Below are 19,701 nucleotides of genomic sequence, written 5' to 3'. Positions count from 1 at the left end.
AGAGTCAGTCATGCCGTTGAACCGCCGCACGTTCCTGAGCAGGTCCGCCGTGACGGGGGCGGGAGTCGCCCTGACCGGCGCGGCGGCGGCTCCGGCGGCCGAGGCGGCGGTCCCCGCGCACCGGGGCCGCCGGAAGCCGAAGCGTTACGCGCTGACCGTGCTCGGCACCACCGACCTGCACGGGCACGTCTTCAACTGGGACTACTTCAAGGACGCCGAGTACACCGACGCGGCGGGCAACGCCCAGGGGCTCGGCCGGATCTCCACGCTGGTGAACCAGGTGCGCGAGGAGAAGGGCCGCCACAACACGCTGCTGGTGGACGCGGGCGACACCATTCAGGGGACCCCGCTGACGTACTACTACGCCAAGGTGGACCCGATCACCGCCAAGGGCGGTCCGGTGCACCCGATGGCGCAGGCGATGAACGCGATCGGCTACGACGCGGTGGCGCTCGGGAACCACGAGTTCAACTACGGCATCGAGACGCTGCGCAAGTTCGAGGAGCAGTGCGATTTCCCGCTGCTCGGTGCGAACGCGGTGGACGCGAAGACGCTGAAGCCGGCTTTCCCGCCGTATTTCATGAAGACGTTCCGGGTGAAGGGCGCGCCGCCGGTGAAGGTGGCGGTGCTGGGCCTGACGAACCCGGGTATCGCGATCTGGGACAAGGCGTACGTGCAGGGGAAGCTGGCGTTCCCGGGGCTCGAGGAGCAGGCGGCCAAGTGGGTGCCGAAGCTGCGTTCGATGGGTGCGGACGTGGTGGTCGTGTCGGCGCACTCCGGTTCGTCGGGCACGTCCTCGTACGGTGACCAGGTGCCGTACGTGGAGAACGCGGCGGCGAACGTGGCGCGGCTGGTGCCGGGGATCGACGCGATCCTGGTGGGGCACGCGCACGAGGAGATCGCCGAGCTGAGGGTCGTCAACGAGGAGACGGGGCGGACGGTCGTGCTGTCGGAGCCGCTGTGCTTCGCCGAGCGGCTCACCCTGTTCGACTTCGAGCTGGTCTTCGAGCGGGGTCGCTGGCAGGTCGAGTCGGTGAAGGCGTCGCTGCGCAATTCCAACGCGGTCGCGGACGACCCGAGGATCACGCGGCTGCTGAAGGACGAGCACGCGAAGGTGGTGGCGTACGTCAACCAGGTCGTGGGCACGGCCACCGAGACACTGACGACGGTCGAGGCCCGGTACAAGGACGCCCCGATCATCGACCTGATCACGAAGGTGCAGGAGGACGTGGTCAAGGAGGCGCTGGCGGGCACGGAGTACGCCTCGCTGCCGGTGCTCGCGCAGGCGTCGCCGTTCTCGCGGACCTCGCAGATCCCGGCCGGCGAGGTGACGATCCGGGACCTGTCGAGTCTGTACGTGTACGACAACACGCTGGTGGCGAAGTTGCTGACCGGCGCGCAGGTGCGGGCGTACCTGGAGTATTCGGCGGAGTACTACGTGCGGACGGCGGCCGGGTCGCCGGTGGACGTGGACAGGCTGACGAACGCGAACGGCCGTCCGGACTACAACTACGACTACGTGTCGGGGCTGGCGTACGAGATCGACGTCGCGCAGGCGGCCGGTTCGCGGATCCGGAACGTCACGTTCGGCGGCGCTCCGCTGGACGACGCCGCGCAGTTCGTGCTGGCGGTGAACAACTACCGGGCCAATGGTGGCGGTGCCTTCCCGCACGTGGCGTCGGCCAAGGAGCTGTGGTCGGAGTCGACGGAGATCCGGACGCGGATCGCGGAGTGGGTGACGGCGAAGGGTGTGCTGGACCCGAAGGACTTCGCGTCCGTGGACTGGTCGCTGACGCGTGACGGGGTGCCCGTGTTCTGATCCGCGGCACGGGAGGCCGGCCTCAGATTCCGTCCGCCAGGGGTGTCAGTGCCCGGTGGTGGCGTGCGGACGGGATCTGGGGCCGGCCGTTCTCCAGGCCGAAGGTGGTGAAGGCGGTGCGGCGGGGCAGCGGGTAGGGCTCCTGTCCGGTGAGGTCGTTGAGGATGGTGGCGCTGCGCCAGGCGGCGAGGCCGAGGTCGGGGGTGCCGACGCCGTGGGTGTGGGTCTCGGCGTTCTGGACGTAGACGGTGCCGGTGACGGAGGGGTCGAGGACGAGGCGGTGGCGGTCGTCGACGCGGGGGCGTTCGCTGCTGTCGCGCCGCATGTAGGGGTCGAGGCCGGCGAGGATGCGGCCGAGGGGGCGTTCGCGGTGGCCGGTGGCGAGAACGACGGCGTCGGTGGTGAGGCGGGAGCGGGTCTTCTGCTGGTCGTGTTCGAGGTGGAGTTCGACCTGGGTGGCGCCGATGCGGCCGGCGGTGCGGACGTGGACGCCGGGGGTGAGGGTGGTGTCGGGCCAGCCGCCGTCGAGGGTGCGGCGGTAGAGCTCGTCGTGGATGGCGGCGGTGGTGTCGGCGTCGATGCCCTTGTGCAGTTGCCACTGGGCGGCGACGAGGCGGTCGCGGACCGCTTCGGCCAGGCCGTGGAAGTAGCGGGTGTAGTCGGGGGTGAAGTGCTCCAGGCCGAGTTTGGAGTACTCCATGGGGGCGAGGGCTTCGGTGCGGCCGAGCCAGTGCAGTCGTTCGCGGCCTGCGGGGCGGTGGCGGAGCAGGTCGAGGAAGACCTCGGCGCCGGACTGTCCGGTGCCGATGACGGTGACGTGTCCGGCGCTGCGCAGGGTGTCGCGGTGGCGCAGGTAGTCGGTGGCGTGGACGACGGGGACGGCGGGGTCCTCGACGAGGGGCCTGAGCGGGTCGGGGACGTGGGGTTCGGTGCCGACGCCGAGGACGACGTTGCGGGTGTGGGTGCGGCCGAGGGCTTCCGCCTCCCCGGCGGCGTCGAGCTGGGTGTAGTCGACTTCGAAGAGGCCGCGTTCGGGGTTCCAGCGGACGGCGTCGACCTGGTGGTGGAAGCGGAGGGCGGGCAGGTTCTCGGCGACCCAGCGGCAGTAGGCGTCGTACTCGGCTCGTTCGATGTGGAAGCGTTCGGCGAAGTAGAAGGGGAAGAGGCGTTCTCTGGCCCTGAGGTGGTTGAGGAAGGTCCAGGGGCTGGCCGGGTCGACGAGGGTGACGAGGTCGGCGAGGAAGGGCACCTGGACGCGGGCGCCGTCGATGAGCAGGCCGGGGTGCCAGCGGAAGTCGGGGCGCTGTTCGTAGAAGACGGCGTCGAGGCCGGGGAGGGGGTCGGCGAGGGCCGCGAGGGAGAGGTTGAAGGGGCCGATGCCGATGCCGACGAGGTCGCGGGGGGCGTCGGGGGCGGGGTGCGGGGCGGGGCTCATCGGGGGGCGTGTCCTTCCACGAGTGTCAGGAGTGCGGTGAGGTCGTCCGGTCGGGTGTGGGGGTTGAGGAGGGTGGCCTTGAGCCAGAGGCGGCCGTCGGCGCGGGCACGGCCGAGGACGGCGCGGCCGGTGGTGAGCAGGGTGCGGCGTACGGCGGCGACGGCGTCGTCGGTGGCGCCTGCGGGCCGGAAGAGGACCGTGCTGATGGTGGGCGGTGCGTGCAGGTGGAACCCGGGGTGGGTGTCGACGAGCCGGGCGAAGTCCTGGGCGAGGGTGCAGACCTGGTCGACGAGGGCTCCCAGGCCGGTGCGGCCGAGGGTCTTGAGGGTGACGGCGGCTTTGAGGATGTCGGGGCGGCGGCTGGTGCGCGGGGAGCGGTGGAGGAGGTCGGGCAGGCCGGCGTCGGTGTCGTCGTCGGCGTTGAGGTAGGGGGCGTGGTGGTGGAGGGCGGCGAGGTCGTCCTGGTCGGTGACGGTGAGGAGTCCGGCGGGGATGGGCTGCCAGCCGAGTTTGTGCAGGTCCAGGGCGACGGTGTCGGCGGCTTCCAGTCCCGTGAGTCGTGCGCGGTGCCGGTCGCTGAAGAGGAGGCCGCCGCCGTAGGAGGCGTCGATGTGGAGGCGGGCGGCGTGGGCGGCGCAGCGGTCGGCGATGTCGGGCAGCGGGTCGATGAGTCCGGCGTCGGTGGTGCCGGCGGTGGCGGCGACGAGGTGCGGGCCGGGGATGCGGGTGAGGGCCTCGTCGAGGGCGGCGGGGTCGAGGGTGCCGGCGGGGGCGGGGACGGCGACGGGGTCGGGCAGGCCGAGGAGCCGGGCGGCGCGGGGCAGGGAGTGGTGGGCGTTCTCGCCGTGGACCAGTCGCAGGCCGGGGCCGTGTCTCTCGCGGGCGAGCAGGAGGGCGAGCTGGTTGGACTCGGTGCCGCCGGTGGTGACGAGGGCGTCGGTGGCGCCGGTCTCCCGGGCGAGGGCGCGGGTGACGAGGGTTTCCAGTGCGGTGGCGGCGGGTGCCTGGTCCCAGGAGTCGAGGGAGGGGTTGAGGATGCTCGCGGCGAGGTCGGCGGCGGCCGCGACGGCGAGGGGCGGGGCGTGCAGGTGGGCGGTGCACAGGGGGTGGGCGGGGTCGGCGGCGCCTTCGGCGAGGGCGGTGACCAGGACGCGGAGTGCGTCGGGGTCGCCGCGGTCGGGCAGGATGTCGCCGGCCGCGTCGGCCATCCGGGCGGCGACGGCGTCGGGGCCGCCCGCGGGCAGGGGTCCGCCGCGTGCGGTGGTGCCGGTGCGCAGGGCGTCGAGCACGGTGTCGATCAGGGGCCGCAGGGCGTCGGTGCCGTGCGGGCCCGAGGCGAGGGGCGGCATGCCCATGAGCCGTCCTTGGGGCACGGGGACTGGGGTTCCAGCTTGTACGCCGGGGCGGGTGTTCGCCCGGACAGCTCAGTGAGCGCAACCCGAAAGGGGTATCCCGGTGGGCTTCCCGTGCCGGGTGGCGGCCGGTCCCCCGTGCCCCGGGGACCGGCCGGGGCCGGGGTCAGTCCGTGTGCGCCTCCCGTACCCGCAGTGCGCGGGCGAGGTCGTCGAGCTGGTCGGTGAGTTTGCGGCGCAGGGCGGGGAGGGGGTCGGCGCCGGCGAGGCATTCCAGGCCGAGGCGGAGGGTGTCGGCGTCGACGGCGTGGGCGGGGAAGGCCCAGCGTCCCGCGGCCTCGGCGATGGCGGGGCCGCGGCGGGCGGCGAGGGCGACGGCCTCGGTGTAGTAGCGCGGGACGTAACCGGCCACGAGGTCGGCCTGCTCGGGCTGCCAGAAGCCTTGGGCGGTGGCGGTGAACAGGTAGTTGGAGAGGTCGTCGGTGGCGAACATGGCCTCCCAGGCGCGGGCCTTGGCCTCGGCGTCGGGCAGGGCCGCGCGGCAGCGGGCGGCGCCTTCCTGGCCGGTGGCGCTCGGGTCGTCGTCCAGTTCGGCGGCGATGGCGGCCTCGTCGGTGGCGCCGAGGACGGCGAGCCGGGTGAGGATGCGCCAGCGCAGTTCGGGGTCGAGTTCGGGGCCGCCGGGCACGGTGCCGTCGGCGAGCCAGGCGGCGATGGTGTCGGGGTGGGCGGCGGTGGCGATGCGGTGGCGTACGGCGATCAGGCGCAGGCCGGGGTGGTCGCCGTCCTCGGTGCGGCGCATGAGGTCGCGGCAGAGTTCGGCGAGGGTGGTCAGGGCGGCGGGCCGCTGGGCGGGGGTGACGTAGCGGTCGGCGACCTGGCCGGCGGCGAAGGCGAGGACGCCGTCGACGAGTGCGAGGTCGGTCTCGTGCGGGAGGTGGGTGCGGGCGATGCCGAGGTAGGCGGCGGCGGGGAGTTCGCCGTCGCGGACGGCGTCCCTGAGGGCGTTCCAGGCGACGGCCCGGGTGAGCGGGTCGGGCAGGCCGGAGAGGCCTTCGCTCAGGGTGCGGAAGGAGTCGGCGTCGAAGCGGATCTTGGCGTAGGAGAGGTCGCCGTCGTTGAGGACGACCAGGGCGGGGAGTTTGCCGATGGGCCGGGGTTCGCTCTGGGGGAGGTCGAGGTCGAGGCGGGTGCGCAGGGTGAGCCGGCCCTCGTCGGTGAGGTCGCGGTCGTAGAGGCCGACGGCGATCCGGTGGGGCCGTTCGCCCTTGCGTGCGACGTGGAGGGAGCGGCTGCCGTTGTCGCCGGTGACGTCGGGGGTGAGGGTGTCGACGCCGGTGGTGCGCAGCCAGGCGTCGGCCCAGGCGTGGACGTCGCGGTCGGTGGCGGCGGCGAGGGAGTCGATGAAGTCGGCGAGGGAGGCGTTGGCGAACTTGTGCCGTTCGAAGTGGATGTTGATGCCGGCCAGGAAGTCCTTCTCGCCGAGCCAGGTGACGAGCTGGCGCAGGGCGGAGGCGCCCTTGGCGTAGGAGATGCCGTCGAAGTTGAGGAGGGCGGAGGCGGTGTCCCGCACGTCCTCGGGGGCGACGGGGTGGGTGGAGGGGCGCTGGTCGGCGTCGTAGCCCCAGGGTTTGCGGGTGACGCCGAAGTCGGTCCAGGTGTCGGTGAAGCGGGTGGCCTCGGCGGTGGTCTGGTAGCCCATGTACTCGGCGAAGGACTCGTTCAGCCAGATGTCGTCCCACCAGCGCAGGGTGACGAGGTCGCCGAACCACATGTGGGCCATTTCGTGGGCGATGACCATGGCGCGGGTCTGGCGCTGGGTGTCGGTGACGGCGGAGCGGAAGACGAACTCGTCGCGGAAGGTGACGAGGCCGGGGTTCTCCATGGCTCCGGCGTTGAACTCGGGGACGAACGCCTGGTCGTAGGAGTCGAAGGGGTAGGGCTCGGTGAACTTCTCGTGGTAGCGGTCGAAGCAGGCGCGGGTGACGTCGAGGATCTCGTCGGCGTCGGCGTCGAGGTGGGGGGCGAGGGAGCGGCGGCAGTGGATGCCGAAGGGCAGGCCGCGGTGTTCGGTGCGCACGGAGTGCCAGGGGCCGGCGGCGACGGCGACGAGGTAGGTGGAGATGCGGGGGGTGGTAGCGGCCTTCCAGTGGCCGTCGCCGGTGTGTTCGGTGATGCCGTTGGCGAGGACGGTCCAGCTGTCGGGGGCGGTGACGGTGAGGTCGAAGACGGCCTTGAGGTCGGGCTGGTCGAAGGCGGCGTAGACGCGCTGGACGTCGTCGAGGAAGAGCTGGGTGTAGACGTAGGTCTCGCCGTCGGTGGGGTCGGTGAAGCGGTGCATGCCCTCGCCGGTGCGGGAGTAGCGCATGGCGGCCTCGACGCGCAGTTCGTGCTCGCCGGGGGTGAGGTCCTTCAGGGGCAGCCGGTTCTCGTCGAGGGCGGCCGGGTCGAGGGGATGTCCGTCCAGGGTGGCGGTGCGCAGTTCGGCGGGCTTGACCTCGACGAAGGTGTCCGCGGTGTCCGTGTCGCCGCGGACGGTGAACCGGATGACGGTGCGGGAGTCGAAGGTGTCGTCCCCACGGGTGAGATCGAGGTCGATCGTGTAGTGGTGGACGTCGAGGAGCCGGGAGCGGGTCTGCGCTTCGTCGCGCGTCAGTACGGACATGCACGACATGCTGCCTGATGGGGTGGGCAGGGCACAGGCGCGGTTCGGTACGCACGGTTTGTCCGGCCCGCCGCGCCGGTCGTCGGGCCCGTGGCCGGGCCGGCGGCGTGCTGCCCGGCGTGCGCCCCCGTGGGCGGGGGCGCGGTCCGTCCCGGTCGCTGAGTCGCTCGGTCGCTCGGTCGCTCGGTCGTTCAGTCGGAGGCGGGTGCGGTGGCGGCGCCGTTGTCCTCCGCGATGCGTTCGTGGTGGTGGATCACCTCGGCGACGATGAAGTTCAGGAACTTCTCGGCGAACGCCGGGTCGAGCTTGGCGCTTTCGGCGAGGGCGCGGAGCCGGGCGATCTGCTGGGCCTCCCGGGCCGGGTCGGCGGGCGGCAGCCGGTGGCGGGCCTTGAGGTGGCCGACCCGCTGGGTGCACTTGAAGCGCTCGGCGAGCATGTGGACGACGGCCGCGTCGATGTTGTCGATGCTGTCCCGCAGCCGGGCCAGTTCCTCGCGGGCGGCGGGTTCGACGGCACCGGTGCCGGTGTTGCTGGTGGTCATGGGCGCACACCTTAAGGGCGGTGGCCGGTCGGGCGCAGACCGTCTCAGGCGCTGAACGCGCTGCGGTCCTCGTGCGGCTCGTACAGTGGGGGCAGGGAGCAGGGTGCAGGCGTCTTGGGGGTAGGGCGTGGCGAACGGCGGACCGGTCGAGCACGGGTTCCCGCACCTGGAGACGGTGCGGGAGGCGGTGACGGCGCTGTACCGGCGGCTGTCGTACGACACCGTGCGGACGTTCTCGGCCAGTGTGGCGCCGGTGGACGTGGCGTTCTGCGACACGGACGACCTGTATCTGGGGACGCAGCGGGTGGCGCGTGAGCTGGTGCGGCACTACCGGCTGCCGGACGCCCGCATGATCGTCTCGTTCCGGGAGATGACGCACGCGGCGAACGTGGAGCTGACGGCGGGTCCGGAGTACTTCGTCGAGCTGAACGACCGTTTCCGCACGCATCGCCGGGACATCGGCGCGGCCTTGGCGCACGAGGTGATGCACGTGTATCTGCACCGTCTCGACCTGGCCTTCCCCGGCACCCGGGCCAACGAGATCCTCACCGACACGGCGACGACGTACCTGGGCGCCGGCTGGCTGCTCCTGGACGCCTACCGGGAGGACGCGGCGTCCTCGCAGAAGCTGGGGTATCTGACGCCGGAGGAGTTCGGGTACGTGCTGGCCAAGCGGGCGCTGCTGTTCGGTGAGGATCCGTCGGTGTGGTTCACGAGTCCGCAGGCGTACACGGCGTACGGCAGGGGTCTGGCCCGGGCGCGCCGGGACGGGCAGCAGCCGCCGCTCACCGCGGCGGGCTGGGCGGGCCGGCGCCGTTACGCGCGGGACCGCCGGCACGCGCAGGACGCGGGGGCCCGGGGCGCGGCGGCGGACGGTGTGCCGTACGCCTTCACGGCCGGGGCACCGGGGCAGCTGCGGGTGGCGTTCGACTGTCCGACCTGTCACCAGCGGATCGGGGTGCCGGTGCGGGGGCGGGTACGGGCGCGGTGCGGGCTGTGCCGGACGGTGCTGGAGTGCGATACGTGATCGGGGGGCGCGGGGCGCCGGTGTGCTGTTTCAATACGGCGCATGACACAGACGATCGGCGAGCCCTGGGGGCTCAGTGTGTTCGGCGCGGGCAGTGTGCGGACGGCGCCGCAGCTGGTGCGGGTGAAGCTGGCGGTGGACATGACGGAGCCGTCCCCGGAGCGGGCCTTCCAGCAGGCGGGGGCGGCGGTGTCGCGGCTGCGTGAGGCGTTGCGCGCGCACGGGATACCGGACGCCTCGGTCTCGGGTTCCCGGCTCAGGCTCAATTCCCAGTACGACGGTTACGGGCCCGAGCAGAAGTTCCTCGGATACCGCTGCTCGGCGTCGTACTCGGTCGAGACGGAGGCGCTGGACGATCTCCAGCGGTTGATCGTGGACGCGGTCGACGCGGGTGCGCACCGGATCGACGACGTCGAGTTCGACGTGCACGACAAGCCGGCGCTGCGGGACGAGGCGCGTCGCCGGGCGGTGGCCGCCGCCCGGCGCAAGGCGGAGGTGTACACGGAGGCGGCGGGGGTGCGGCTGGGGCCCGTGGTGCACATCCAGGACGTGGACGCCGAGTCCACCGTCCAGTACCACGGTCACGGCCGGGCGCTCGGTGGTGCGGCCGGTGACCTGGCGCCGGGGTCGGTGGAGGTGTCGGCGGGTGTGCTGCTGGGCTTCTCCCTGACGCACTGACCGTCGCGTCCGGGTCTTCTTCAGGCGGGCCGCACGATGCCCTGAGCGCGTGCGGCCGCCAGCCACTGGGGGAATTCGCCCACCAGCCGGTCGTACAGGTCGGCGTCGGTGACCTTCCGCGGGTCGCGGCCGACGTGGAAGAACCCGGCGTTGTCGACGACGCGTTTGCCGGGCACCGCGAGTTCGTCGAGCCCCCGCAGGTAGTCGAACTGGCGGCTGCCCGGGTCGCCGAAGCCGACGAACTGCCAGAACAGCGGCAGCGGTGCCGCCTTGCACAGGTACCGCTCGGCGGCGAGGCGACTTGTCGGGGCGCCGTCGGTCTGGAAGACGACGAAGGCAGGGTCTCTGGCACCGCTGTCGAGGTAGTGGTCGACGACAACGTCCATGGCCACGTGATAGTTGGTCCTGCCCATGTGCCCGAGGCCGGACACGATCCGGTCGATCCGCCCCTGGTGGTCGGTGAGCGCGATCTCGGTGACGGCGTCGACGTCGGTGGAGAAGAACACCACGGGCACGGTGCCGTCGTCATCGAGGTGCGCGGACAGGCTCAGTACGCGGTCGGCGAGCGCCTGCACGCTGCCGTCCTTGTAGTAGGGCTTCATCGAGCCGGAGTAGTCGACGACGAGGTAGACCGCCGCCCGTGTTCCGTCCATGCCGTGCTTGGTGAGCGACACCCCGGCGGTCTTGTACAGGTCGACCAGCGCGGGTGCGCTCTCCTGCACCTTGGTGAGACTGATCGCGGCCATGCGGACTCCCCCGGTCACCCCTGCCGTGCGTCGTGCGGGTGCCGAGGTTACGGCACGGTGCACCCCGCCGCTCGGCCGGGTCACCGGCATTCGCTATTTTGTTCGCCGCCGTCCCCACCGGCTCACCGTCCGCCCGTCCCGAGGAGCCGGCCCCGTGGATTCCGAGCCCACCCCCACCTGTTGGCGCCATCCCGCGGTGGAGTGCCACGTCCGCTGCACCCGCTGCGAGCGGTACATCTGCCCGGACTGCATGCGCGAGGCCGCCGTCGGCCACCAGTGCCCGGAGTGCGTGAAGGAGGGGGCGCGTTCGGCCAGGCAGGCCCGGACCATCGCCGGCGGCCGGATGTCGGCGACACCCGTCGTGACGTACGTGCTGTTCGCGCTGAACGTGCTGGTGTACCTGGCGGAGGTGGTGCGACCGGGGATCGTGGACCGGTTCGCCATGGTCGGTTCGCGGCTGATCGGCCCGGACGGCACGCCCCTGGTCGGCGACGGACTGGTCCTGAGCGCCGGGCCCCTGCGGGGGGAGGGGGTCGCCCAGGGCGAGTGGGAGCGGATGCTCACCGGCGCCTTCCTCCACCAGTCGCCCTTCGAAAGCGCCTTCGGGATCCTGCATCTCACGCTGAACATGGTCGTGCTGTGGCAGTTGGGGCGGGTGGTGGAGCTGATGCTCGGCCGGTTCCGCTTCGCCGCCCTGTACCTGCTGTCGGCGCTCGGCGGGTCCGTCCTGGAACTGGTCCTCGCCGACCCCGGGCAGGTCTCGGTCGGCGCGTCCGGTGCGGTCTTCGGGGTGGGGGCGGCGTACTACGTGCTGCACCGCCGGCTGGGCGCCGACCCGGCGGGCGTCAACCGTCTCATGCTCCCCCTGCTGCTGTGGCTGGTGGTCTCCGCCTGGTTCACGTCGTGGCAGGGGCACCTCGGCGGCCTGCTGGCCGGCGGTGCGCTGGCCGTGTCGTTCGCGTACGCGCCCCGCGACGGGCGCCGCACGGTGGTGCAGGCCGGGGCGGGTGCCGCGCTGGTGGTGCTGCTGGCGGTGACGGCGGTGGTCAAGGTGTCCGAACTGACGGGCGGGAGCGTGCCCCTGTGAGTGCTCCCCGCTGTGCGAGCTGTCCCCCTACGAAAGGTGTCCCCCTGTGAAACGAGCCGGAGTGCTGCTCCTCGGGGCCCTGCCCGTGATCGCGGCGGGCGTGTACTTCGTGGTGCCGGGGGACTCGTCCGACGCGGCGGACGACCCGGCCGCGACGTCCGCGTCCGCACCGGCCGCCGCCCGGTCGGCCCGGGACGACGCCAAGGACCGGGCCGAGGAGGAGCGGGAGGCGGACGACGCGCTCATCGCCGACCTGCCGGCGGGGCTGGCCGCGCCCGCGAAGAAGGAGCTGGCCCAGCAGCTGGTGTCCAGCGCGGAGAACTCGACCACGCGGTGGCGCACGGCCTACGGCAGCATCGAGGACGTCGGGGACGGCGACGGGTACACCGCGGGCATCATCGGTTTCTGCACCGGCACCCACGACCTGCTCACCCTGGTCGAGCGCTACACCGAGGCCCATCCGGACAACGGCCTGGCAGGCTACCTGCCGGCCCTGCGCGAGGTGGACGGCAGCGACTCCCACGAGGGTCTGGACCCCGGCTTCACGGCGGCGTGGCGGGCGGAGGCGGAGGTCCCGGCGTTCCGCGAGGCGCAGGAGGAGGAGCGCGACCGGGTCTACTTCGAACCGGCGGTGCGCCTGGCCAAGCTGGACGGCCTGGGCACGCTGGGCCAGTTCGTCTACTACGACGCGATGGTCTTCCACGGCCCCGACACGGACGCCGAGGGCTTCTACGGGCTGCGCGAGCAGGCCATGGTCAAGGCGGAGACGCCGGGTCAGGGCGGGTCCGAGAAGGCCTACCTGGAGACCTTCCTGGACGTGCGCGAGCAGGCCATGAAGGCCAAGCGCCCGGGCGTCGACACCTCCCGCGTCGGCACGGCCCAGCGCCGCTTCCTCGCGGCCGGGAACCTGGAGCTGGCGACGCCGCTGGTGTGGGAGATGTACGGGGACACCTACCGGGTGCCCTGAGCATGCGACGGCGCCTGCCCTTGGTCCGGTCGGGGACGGGGCAGGCGCCATCAGTGTTCCGCACGCCTTTGTGCGGGACGTTCTTCGGTTGTTCCGTCCGTCAGACCGCGAGGGCGCGGTCGGTCGGGCGGATCGGGGCCGGCAGTTCGCTGGCCCCGGTCAGGAAGCGGTCGGCGCCGCGCGCCGCCGAGCGGCCCTCGGCGATCGCCCAGACGATGAGCGACTGGCCGCGGCCGGCGTCACCGGCGACGAACACACCCGGCACGTTGGTCTGGAAGTCGGCGTCCCGGGCGATGTTACCGCGTTCGTCGAGCTCCAGGCCGAACTGGTCGACGAGACCGTTCTCCTTGTCGGTGCCGGTGAAGCCCATGGCGAGGGTGACCAGCTGGGCCGGGATCTTGCGCTCGGTGCCCGGCTTCGGGGTCAGCTTCCCCTCGATGAACTCGACCTCGCTCAGGTGCAGCCACTGGACGTTGCCGTCCTGGTCGCCCTCGAAGTGGGTGGTGGAGACGGCGTAGACCCGCTCGCCACCCTCCTCGTGGGCGCTGGTGACCTTGTACAGCATGGGGAAGGTCGGCCACGGCTGGCGCACCGCGTCCCGCTCCTCGCCCGGCCGGGGCATGATCTCCAGCTGGGTGACGGAGGCCGCGCCCTGGCGGTGGGCGGTGCCCACGCAGTCGGCGCCGGTGTCGCCGCCGCCGATGACGACGACGTGCTTGCCCTCGGCCGTGATCGGGGGCGCCACGTAGTCGCCCTCCTGGACCTTGTTGGCCAGCGGCAGGTACTCCATCGCCTGGTGGATGCCGTTCAGCTCGCGGCCGGGAACCGGCAGGTCGCGGGCGGTGGTGGAGCCGGCTGCGATGACGACGGCGTCGTAGCGCTTCTTCAGGTCGCCGGCCTTGAGGTCGCGGCCGATCTCGACGCCGGTGCGGAAGCGGGTGCCCTCCGCGCGCATCTGCTCTATGCGGCGGTTGATGTGCCGCTTCTCCATCTTGAACTCGGGGATGCCGTAGCGCAGGAGGCCACCGACGCGGTCCGCGCGCTCGTAGACGGCGACGGTGTGACCGGCCCGGGTGAGCTGCTGGGCGGCGGCGAGGCCGGCCGGGCCCGAGCCGATGACGGCGACGGTCTTGCCGGACAGGCGCTCGGGGATCTGCGGGGCGACGTCCCCGGTCTCCCACGCCTTGTCGATGATGGAGACCTCGACGTTCTTGATGGTGACCGGCGGCTGGTTGATGCCGAGCACGCAGGCCGACTCGCACGGAGCGGGGCACAGGCGGCCGGTGAACTCCGGGAAGTTGTTGGTGGCGTGCAGGCGCTCGGACGCCGCCGACCAGTCCTCGCGGTAGGCGTAGTCGTTCCACTCGGGGATCAGGTTCCCGAGGGGGCAGCCGTTGTGGCAGAACGGGATGCCGCAGTCCATGCAGCGGCTGGCCTGCTTGCTGATGATCGGCAGCAGGGAGCCGGGGACGTAGACCTCGTTCCAGTCCTTGACGCGCTCGCCGACGGGGCGGGTCCTGGCGACCTCGCGTCCGTGGTTCAGAAAGCCCTTGGGATCAGCCATTGGTCGCCGCCTCCATCATCTTCTCGGTGGTCTCGGTCTCGGAGAGACCGGCTCGCTCGGCGGCGTCCTTGGCGGCGAGCACTGCCTGGTACGTGCTGGGGATGAGCTTGCTGAAGCGCTCCACGGCGGTGGGCCAGTCGGCGAGCAGCTTCGCGGCGACCGTGGAGCCGGTCTCCTCGGCGTGGCGGCGCACCACGTCGTGCAGCCAGTCCTTGTCGGCGTCGTCGAGGGCCCGGACGGCGTCGGCGTTGCCGACGTTGACGTTGTCGGGGTCGAGGTCGATGACGTAGGCGATGCCGCCGGACATGCCGGCCGCGAAGTTGCGGCCGGTCTCGCCGAGGACGACGGCGTGGCCGCCGGTCATGTACTCGCAGCCGTGGTCGCCGACGCCCTCGGAGACGACCAGCGCGCCGGAGTTGCGGACGCAGAAGCGCTCGCCGACCTTGCCGCGCAGGAACATCTCGCCGCCGGTGGCGCCGTAGCCGATGGTGTTGCCGGCGATGGTGGAGAACTCGGCGAGGTGGTCGGCGCCCCGGTCGGGGCGGACGACGATCCGGCCGCCGGACAGGCCCTTGCCGACGTAGTCGTTGGCGTCGCCCTCCAGGCGCAGGGTGATGCCGCGCGGGACGAAGGCGCCGAAGGACTGGCCGGCGGAGCCGGTGAAGGTGATGTCGACGGTGTCGTCGGGCAGGCCCGCGCCGCCGAACTTCTTGGTGACCTCGTGGCCGAGCATGGTGCCGACCGTGCGGTTGATGTTGCGGATGGCGACCTGGGCGCGCACCGGGGCGGCCTGGGTGGCGTCCTCGGCGGCCAGCGCGTCGGAGGCGAGCTTGATCAGCTCGTTGTCGAGTGCCTTCTCCAGGCCGTGGTCCTGGGCGACGGCCTGGTGGCGCACCGCGCCCTCGGCCAGCGCGGGCACGTGGAACAGCGGCTCCAGGTCGAGGCCCTGCGCCTTCCAGTGGTCGACGGCCCGGGTCACGTCGAGGGTCTCGGCGTGGCCGACGGCCTCCTCGATGGAGCGGAAGCCCAGCTCGGCGAGGATCTCGCGGACCTCTTCGGCGATGAACCGGAAGAAGTTCACGATGTACTCGGCCTTGCCGGAGAACCGCTCGCGCAGCACCGGGTTCTGGGTGGCGATGCCGACCGGGCAGGTGTCCAGGTGGCAGACGCGCATCATGACGCAGCCGGAGACGACGAGCGGCGCGGTCGCGAAACCGAACTCCTCGGCGCCGAGCAGCGCGGCGATGACGACGTCGCGGCCGGTCTTGAGCTGGCCGTCGGTCTGCACGACGATCCGGTCGCGCAGGCCGTTGAGCAGCAGGGTCTGCTGGGTCTCGGCGAGGCCCAGCTCCCAGGGGCCGCCGGCGTGCTTGAGCGACGTGAGCGGGGAGGCGCCGGTGCCGCCGTCGTGGCCGGAGATCAGCACCACGTCCGCGTGGGCCTTGGACACACCCGCCGCGACCGTGCCGACGCCGACCTCGGAGACCAGCTTGACGTGGATCCGCGCCTGCGGGTTCGCGTTCTTCAGGTCGTGGATCAGCTGGGCCAGGTCCTCGATGGAGTAGATGTCGTGGTGCGGCGGCGGGGAGATCAGGCCGACGCCCGGGGTGGAGTGCCGGGTCTTGGCGACCCACGGGTACACCTTGTGGCCGGGCAGCTGCCCGCCCTCGCCGGGCTTGGCGCCCTGGGCCATCTTGATCTGGATGTCGTCGGCGTTGACCAGGTACTCGCTGGTGACGCCGAAGCGGCCGGAGGCGACCTGCTTGATGCTGGAGCGGCGCGCCGGGTCGTACAGGCGCTCCGGGTCCTCGCCGCCCTCACCGGTGTTGGACTTGCCGCCCAGCTGGTTCATGGCGATGGCGAGGGTCTCGTGCGCCTCCTGGGAGATGGAGCCGTACGACATGGCGCCGGTGGAGAAGCGCTTGACGATCTCGGAGACGGGCTCGACCTCGTCGAGGGAGATCGGCTGCCGGCCGCTCTTGAAGCCGAACAGGCCGCGCAGCGTCATCAGCCGCTCGGACTGCTCGTTCACCCGCTCGGTGTACTTCTTGAAGATGTCGTACGTGCCGGAGCGCGTGGAGTGCTGGAGGCGGAAGACCGTCTCCGGGTCGAACAGGTGCGGCTCGCCCTCGCGGCGCCACTGGTACTCGCCGCCGATGTCCAGGGCGCGGTGGGCCGGCGCGATGCCGCTGGCCGGGTACGCCTTGGCGTGGCGGGCGGCGACCTCCTGGGCGACGACGTCGATGCCGACGCCGCCGATCTTGGTGGCGGTGCCGTTGAAGTACTTGGCGACGAAGGCCTCGTCCAGGCCGACGGCCTCGAAGACCTGGGCGCCGCGGTAGGAGGCGACGGTGGAGATGCCCATCTTGGACATGACCTTGAGGACGCCCTTGCCGAGGGCGTAGATCAGGTTGCGGATGGCCTGCTCGGGCTCCGCGCCGGGCAGGAAGGTGCCCGCGCGGACCAGGTCCTCGACGGACTCCATCGCGAGGTACGGGTTGACCGCGGCGGCGCCGAAGCCGATGAGCAGGGCGACGTGGTGGACCTCGCGGACGTCGCCGGCCTCGACCAGCAGGCCCACCTCGGTGCGCTGCTTGGTGCGGATGAGGTGGTGGTGGACGGCGGAGGTGAGCAGCAGCGAGGGGATCGGGGCGTGCTCGGCGTCCGAGTGGCGGTCGGACAGGACGATGAGCCGGGCGCCGTTCTCGATGGCGGCGTCGGCCTCGGCGCAGATCTCCTCTATGCGGGCGGCCAGCGCGTCGCCACCGCCGTGCACCCGGTAGAGCCCGGAGAGGGTCGCGGCCTTGAAGCCGGGCATGTCGCCGTCGGCGTTGATGTGGATGAGCTTGGCCAGCTCGTCGTTGTCGATGACCGGGAAGGGCAGCAGGACGCTGCGGCACGAGGCGGCCGTCGGGTCGAGCAGGTTGCCCTGGGGGCCGAGCGAGGAGCGCAGGGAGGTGACCAGTTCCTCGCGGATGGCGTCCAGCGGCGGGTTGGTGACCTGGGCGAAGAGCTGGGTGAAGTAGTCGAAGAGCAGCCGGGGGCGGTCGGAGAGCGCGGCGATGGGCGAGTCGGTGCCCATGGAGCCGATCGGCTCGGCGCCGGCCTTGGCCATCGGCGCGAGGATGACGCGCAGCTCCTCCTCGGTGTACCCGAAGGTCTGCTGGCGGCGGGTGACCGAGGCGTGGGTGTGCACGATGTGCTCGCGCTCGGGCAGGTCGGACAGCTCGATTTCGCCGGCTTCCATCCACTCGGCGTAGGGCTGCTCGCCGGCGAGCTGGGCCTTGATCTCGTCGTCCTCGATGATGCGGTGCTCGGCGGTGTCCACGAGGAACATGCGGCCGGGCTGCAGGCGGCCCTTGCGGACGACCTTGGCGGGGTCGATGTCGAGGACGCCGACCTCGGAGCCGAGGACGACGAGGCCGTCGTCGGTGACCCAGTAGCGGCCGGGGCGCAGACCGTTGCGGTCGAGCACGGCGCCGACCTGGGTGCCGTCGGTGAAGGTGACGCAGGCGGGGCCGTCCCAGGGCTCCATCATCGTGGAGTGGTACTGGTAGAAGGCGCGCCGGTCCGCGTCCATCGAGGCGTGGTTCTCCCAGGCCTCCGGGATCATCATCAGCACGGAGTGCGGCAGCGAGCGCCCGCCGAGGTGGAGCAGCTCCAGGACCTCGTCGAAGGAGGCGGAGTCCGAGGCGTCCGGCGTACAGATCGGGAAGATCCGCTCCAGGTCCGGGGACGAGCCGAACCGGTCCGAGGCGAGCTGGGACTCGCGGGCGCGCATCCAGTTGCGGTTGCCCTTGACCGTGTTGATCTCGCCGTTGTGGGCGACGAAACGGTACGGGTGGGCGAGCGGCCAGCTCGGGAAGGTGTTGGTGGAGAACCGGGAGTGCACGAGCGCGATCGCGGAGGCGAAGCGGCGGTCGGACAGGTCCGGGAAGAACGGCTCCAGCTGGCCGGTGGTCAGCATGCCCTTGTAGACGATGGTCCGCGCGGACAGCGACGGGAAGTAGACACCGGCCTCGCGCTCGGCGCGCTTGCGCAGCGCGAAGGCGTGGCGGTCCAGCGCGATGCCCTGCGAAGCACCGTCGGTCACGAAGATCTGACGGAAGACCGGCATGGTCGAGCGGGCGGTGGCGCCGAGCATCTGCGGGGCGACCGGGACCTCGCGCCAGCCGAGGACGGTGAGGCCCTCCTCGTCGGCGATGGCCTCGATGCGGGAGACGGCGTCCTCGGTGCCGTGGACCGGCAGGAAGGCGATGCCGACGGCGTACGACCCGGCTTCGGGCAGCTCGAATCCGGCCACCTCGCGGAAGAAGGCGTCGGGGACCTGGGAGAGGATGCCCGCGCCGTCGCCGGAGTCGGGCTCGGAGCCGGTGGCGCCGCGGTGCTCCAGGTTGCGCAGCACGGTGAGCGCCTGGTCGACCAGGGTGTGGGACGCCTCGCCGGTGAGGGTGGCGACGAAACCGACGCCGCACGCGTCGTGTTCGTTGCGGGGGTCGTACATACCCTGCGCGGCAGGGCGAGCATCCATGAAGGACCAGTTCTGGCCGTTCGCGGAGTGCTGGGACGGCTGGCGCGGCGTACGCATCGGCTCTCCCGTCGTCGTCATCTGGCATGTGCAAAGTGCCGAGGGACGACGTTGGCCCTCTGCGGTGGGTGCAAAATTTGGTGCAGGTTACATGATGGATCGGTTCTCGGTAAACGGGACAATCCGTTCCACCATGCGGACACCTGGGGTTGCGACGGTGGTGCCGTGCTCGCGGTGAAAGCTGTGGAGACCGGGGCGGACAGATCGGTGTCCGGCGGTCCGAGGGGCACGGAGAGGGCGACGTCGCCCTCTTCGCGAGCGCGCGGCGGGCCTCATTGCCCACAGCGCTTACGGCTCATGCCCGGAGATTACGCGCTCGAAACCAGCGAGTAACGATTACTTATGCGACCCGTCGCATAAGTTCGAGCCGGGCTATCCTACGGCCGTTCCGAACAGGCTGCCCAGGAGATACGTCACACCGGCCGCCGCGCCACCGAGGGCGAGCTGCCGCAGGCCGCTGTACCACCAGCTGCGGGCCGTCACCTTGGCGACCACCGCGCCGCACAGGAACAGACCGGCCAGCGCGAGCAGTACCGCGGGCCACAGCGCACCGGCGCCGAGCAGGAACGGCAGGACGGGGAGCAGGGCGCCCAGCGCGAAGGACCCGAACGAGGACACGGCCGCGACCGTCGGGGACGGCAGGTCGGAGGGGTCGATGCCCAGCTCTTCGCGGGCGTGTATCTCCAGCGCCTGCTCGGGGTCGCGGGAGAGCTGGCGTGCCACCTCGCGGGCGAGTTCCGGCTCCACGCCGCGCGCCTCGTAGAGCGCGGCCAGCTCGGCCTCCTCGTCCGCCGGGTGCTTGCGCAGCTCGCGGCGCTCCACGTCCAGCTCGGCCTCGACCAGCTCGCGCTGGGAGGCGACGGAGGTGTACTCGCCGGCGGCCATGGAGAAGGCACCGGCGGCCAGGCCGGCGAGCCCGCTGATCACCACGGTCTGCTGGCTCGCGGTGCCGCCGGCGACACCGGTCATCAGGGCGAGGTTGGAGACCAGTCCGTCCATCGCGCCGAAGACGGCGGGGCGCAGCCAGCCGCCGTTCACGTCGCGGTGGGTGTGGTTGTCGCGGTGCGCCTCGTGCAGCGGCGCCTCGGTCTCGATGATGGCCATGAGGATTCCCCCGGAAGCTAGTTTGGACGCATTCCACTTTTTAACAACACCCAATCTACGCCGATCATTTCCTCGTCGCCAGCAAGGAAAGGCTGGGCTTACCTGCGGTTTTACCCTCAGGCACTCA

Annotated in this window: 13 protein-coding genes; 5 read left to right on the top strand and 8 right to left on the bottom strand. The window is 71.7% G+C overall.

Annotation, left to right across the window (positions count from 1 at the left end; translation table 11 throughout):
* Nucleotides 1–10: 10 nt before the first annotated feature.
* Nucleotides 11–1,819: a 5'-nucleotidase C-terminal domain-containing protein gene (locus EV562_RS21675; RefSeq protein WP_133888480.1), complete on the top strand. Its 1,809-nt coding sequence runs from the start codon at nt 11–13 to the stop codon at nt 1,817–1,819.
* Between the two features lie 22 nt (nt 1,820–1,841).
* On the opposite strand, the gene EV562_RS21670 is transcribed toward EV562_RS21675, so the two are convergent.
* The 4 genes from EV562_RS21670 to EV562_RS21655 form a co-directional block, all read right to left on the bottom strand.
* Complete coding sequence (locus tag EV562_RS21670; RefSeq protein WP_133888479.1) at nt 1,842–3,254, bottom strand: SidA/IucD/PvdA family monooxygenase; 1,413 nt, start codon at nt 3,252–3,254, stop codon at nt 1,842–1,844.
* Nucleotides 3,251–4,609 (bottom strand): aminotransferase class V-fold PLP-dependent enzyme, encoded by a 1,359-nt coding sequence (locus EV562_RS21665; protein WP_133888478.1) that lies wholly within the window; start codon nt 4,607–4,609, stop codon nt 3,251–3,253. Before EV562_RS21665 ends, EV562_RS21670 begins: the two co-directional genes overlap by 4 nt.
* Before the next feature lie 163 nt (nt 4,610–4,772).
* Complete coding sequence (pepN, locus tag EV562_RS21660) at nt 4,773–7,271, bottom strand: aminopeptidase N (RefSeq protein ID WP_166661926.1); 2,499 nt, start codon at nt 7,269–7,271, stop codon at nt 4,773–4,775.
* 191 nt (nt 7,272–7,462) lie between these two features.
* Nucleotides 7,463–7,813, bottom strand: coding sequence for a chorismate mutase (locus EV562_RS21655; RefSeq protein ID WP_133888476.1), 351 nt, complete (start codon nt 7,811–7,813; stop codon nt 7,463–7,465).
* Between the two features lie 127 nt (nt 7,814–7,940).
* Between EV562_RS21655 and EV562_RS21650 the strand changes: the two genes are divergently transcribed.
* Nucleotides 7,941–8,840 carry a hypothetical protein gene (locus EV562_RS21650; protein WP_133888475.1) on the top strand — a complete coding sequence of 300 codons (900 nt, stop codon included), beginning with the start codon at nt 7,941–7,943 and terminating at the stop codon, nt 8,838–8,840.
* Nucleotides 8,841–8,882: 42 nt separating this feature from the next.
* Complete coding sequence (locus EV562_RS21645) at nt 8,883–9,518, top strand: SIMPL domain-containing protein (protein WP_133888474.1); 636 nt, start codon at nt 8,883–8,885, stop codon at nt 9,516–9,518.
* 20 nt (nt 9,519–9,538) lie between these two features.
* Here EV562_RS21645 and EV562_RS21640 read toward each other — a convergent pair whose 3' ends face one another.
* Nucleotides 9,539–10,264: a VWA domain-containing protein gene (locus tag EV562_RS21640; RefSeq protein WP_133888473.1), complete on the bottom strand. Its 726-nt coding sequence runs from the start codon at nt 10,262–10,264 to the stop codon at nt 9,539–9,541.
* A 154-nt stretch (nt 10,265–10,418) separates the two neighbouring features.
* Between EV562_RS21640 and EV562_RS21635 the strand changes: the two genes are divergently transcribed.
* Together EV562_RS21635 and EV562_RS21630 are read left to right on the top strand one after the other, a co-directional pair.
* Entirely contained in the window at nt 10,419–11,351 is a 933-nt protein-coding gene (locus tag EV562_RS21635; RefSeq protein WP_133888472.1) for a rhomboid family intramembrane serine protease, read from the top strand.
* Between the two features lie 46 nt (nt 11,352–11,397).
* Nucleotides 11,398–12,318, top strand: coding sequence for a chitosanase (locus tag EV562_RS21630; protein ID WP_133888471.1), 921 nt, complete (start codon nt 11,398–11,400; stop codon nt 12,316–12,318).
* 100 nt (nt 12,319–12,418) lie between these two features.
* Here EV562_RS21630 and EV562_RS21625 read toward each other — a convergent pair whose 3' ends face one another.
* The 3 genes from EV562_RS21625 to EV562_RS21615 form a co-directional block, all read right to left on the bottom strand.
* Nucleotides 12,419–13,882 (bottom strand): glutamate synthase subunit beta, encoded by a 1,464-nt coding sequence (locus EV562_RS21625; protein WP_133888470.1) that lies wholly within the window; start codon nt 13,880–13,882, stop codon nt 12,419–12,421.
* Nucleotides 13,875–18,470: a glutamate synthase large subunit gene (gene gltB, locus EV562_RS21620; RefSeq protein WP_208298395.1), complete on the bottom strand. Its 4,596-nt coding sequence runs from the start codon at nt 18,468–18,470 to the stop codon at nt 13,875–13,877. The genes EV562_RS21625 and gltB overlap by 8 nt, the downstream gene beginning before the upstream one ends.
* 372 nt (nt 18,471–18,842) lie before the next feature.
* Nucleotides 18,843–19,574: a VIT1/CCC1 transporter family protein gene (locus tag EV562_RS21615; protein ID WP_133888469.1), complete on the bottom strand. Its 732-nt coding sequence runs from the start codon at nt 19,572–19,574 to the stop codon at nt 18,843–18,845.
* Nucleotides 19,575–19,701 lie beyond the last annotated feature (127 nt).

The sequence above is a fragment of the Streptomyces sp. BK208 genome, assembly GCF_004364245.1.
Taxonomy (GTDB): Bacteria; Actinomycetota; Actinomycetes; order Streptomycetales; family Streptomycetaceae; genus Streptomyces.
The sequence above is the reverse complement of the archived record's forward strand: the minus strand, read 5'-3'. Positions and strand labels throughout refer to the sequence as shown.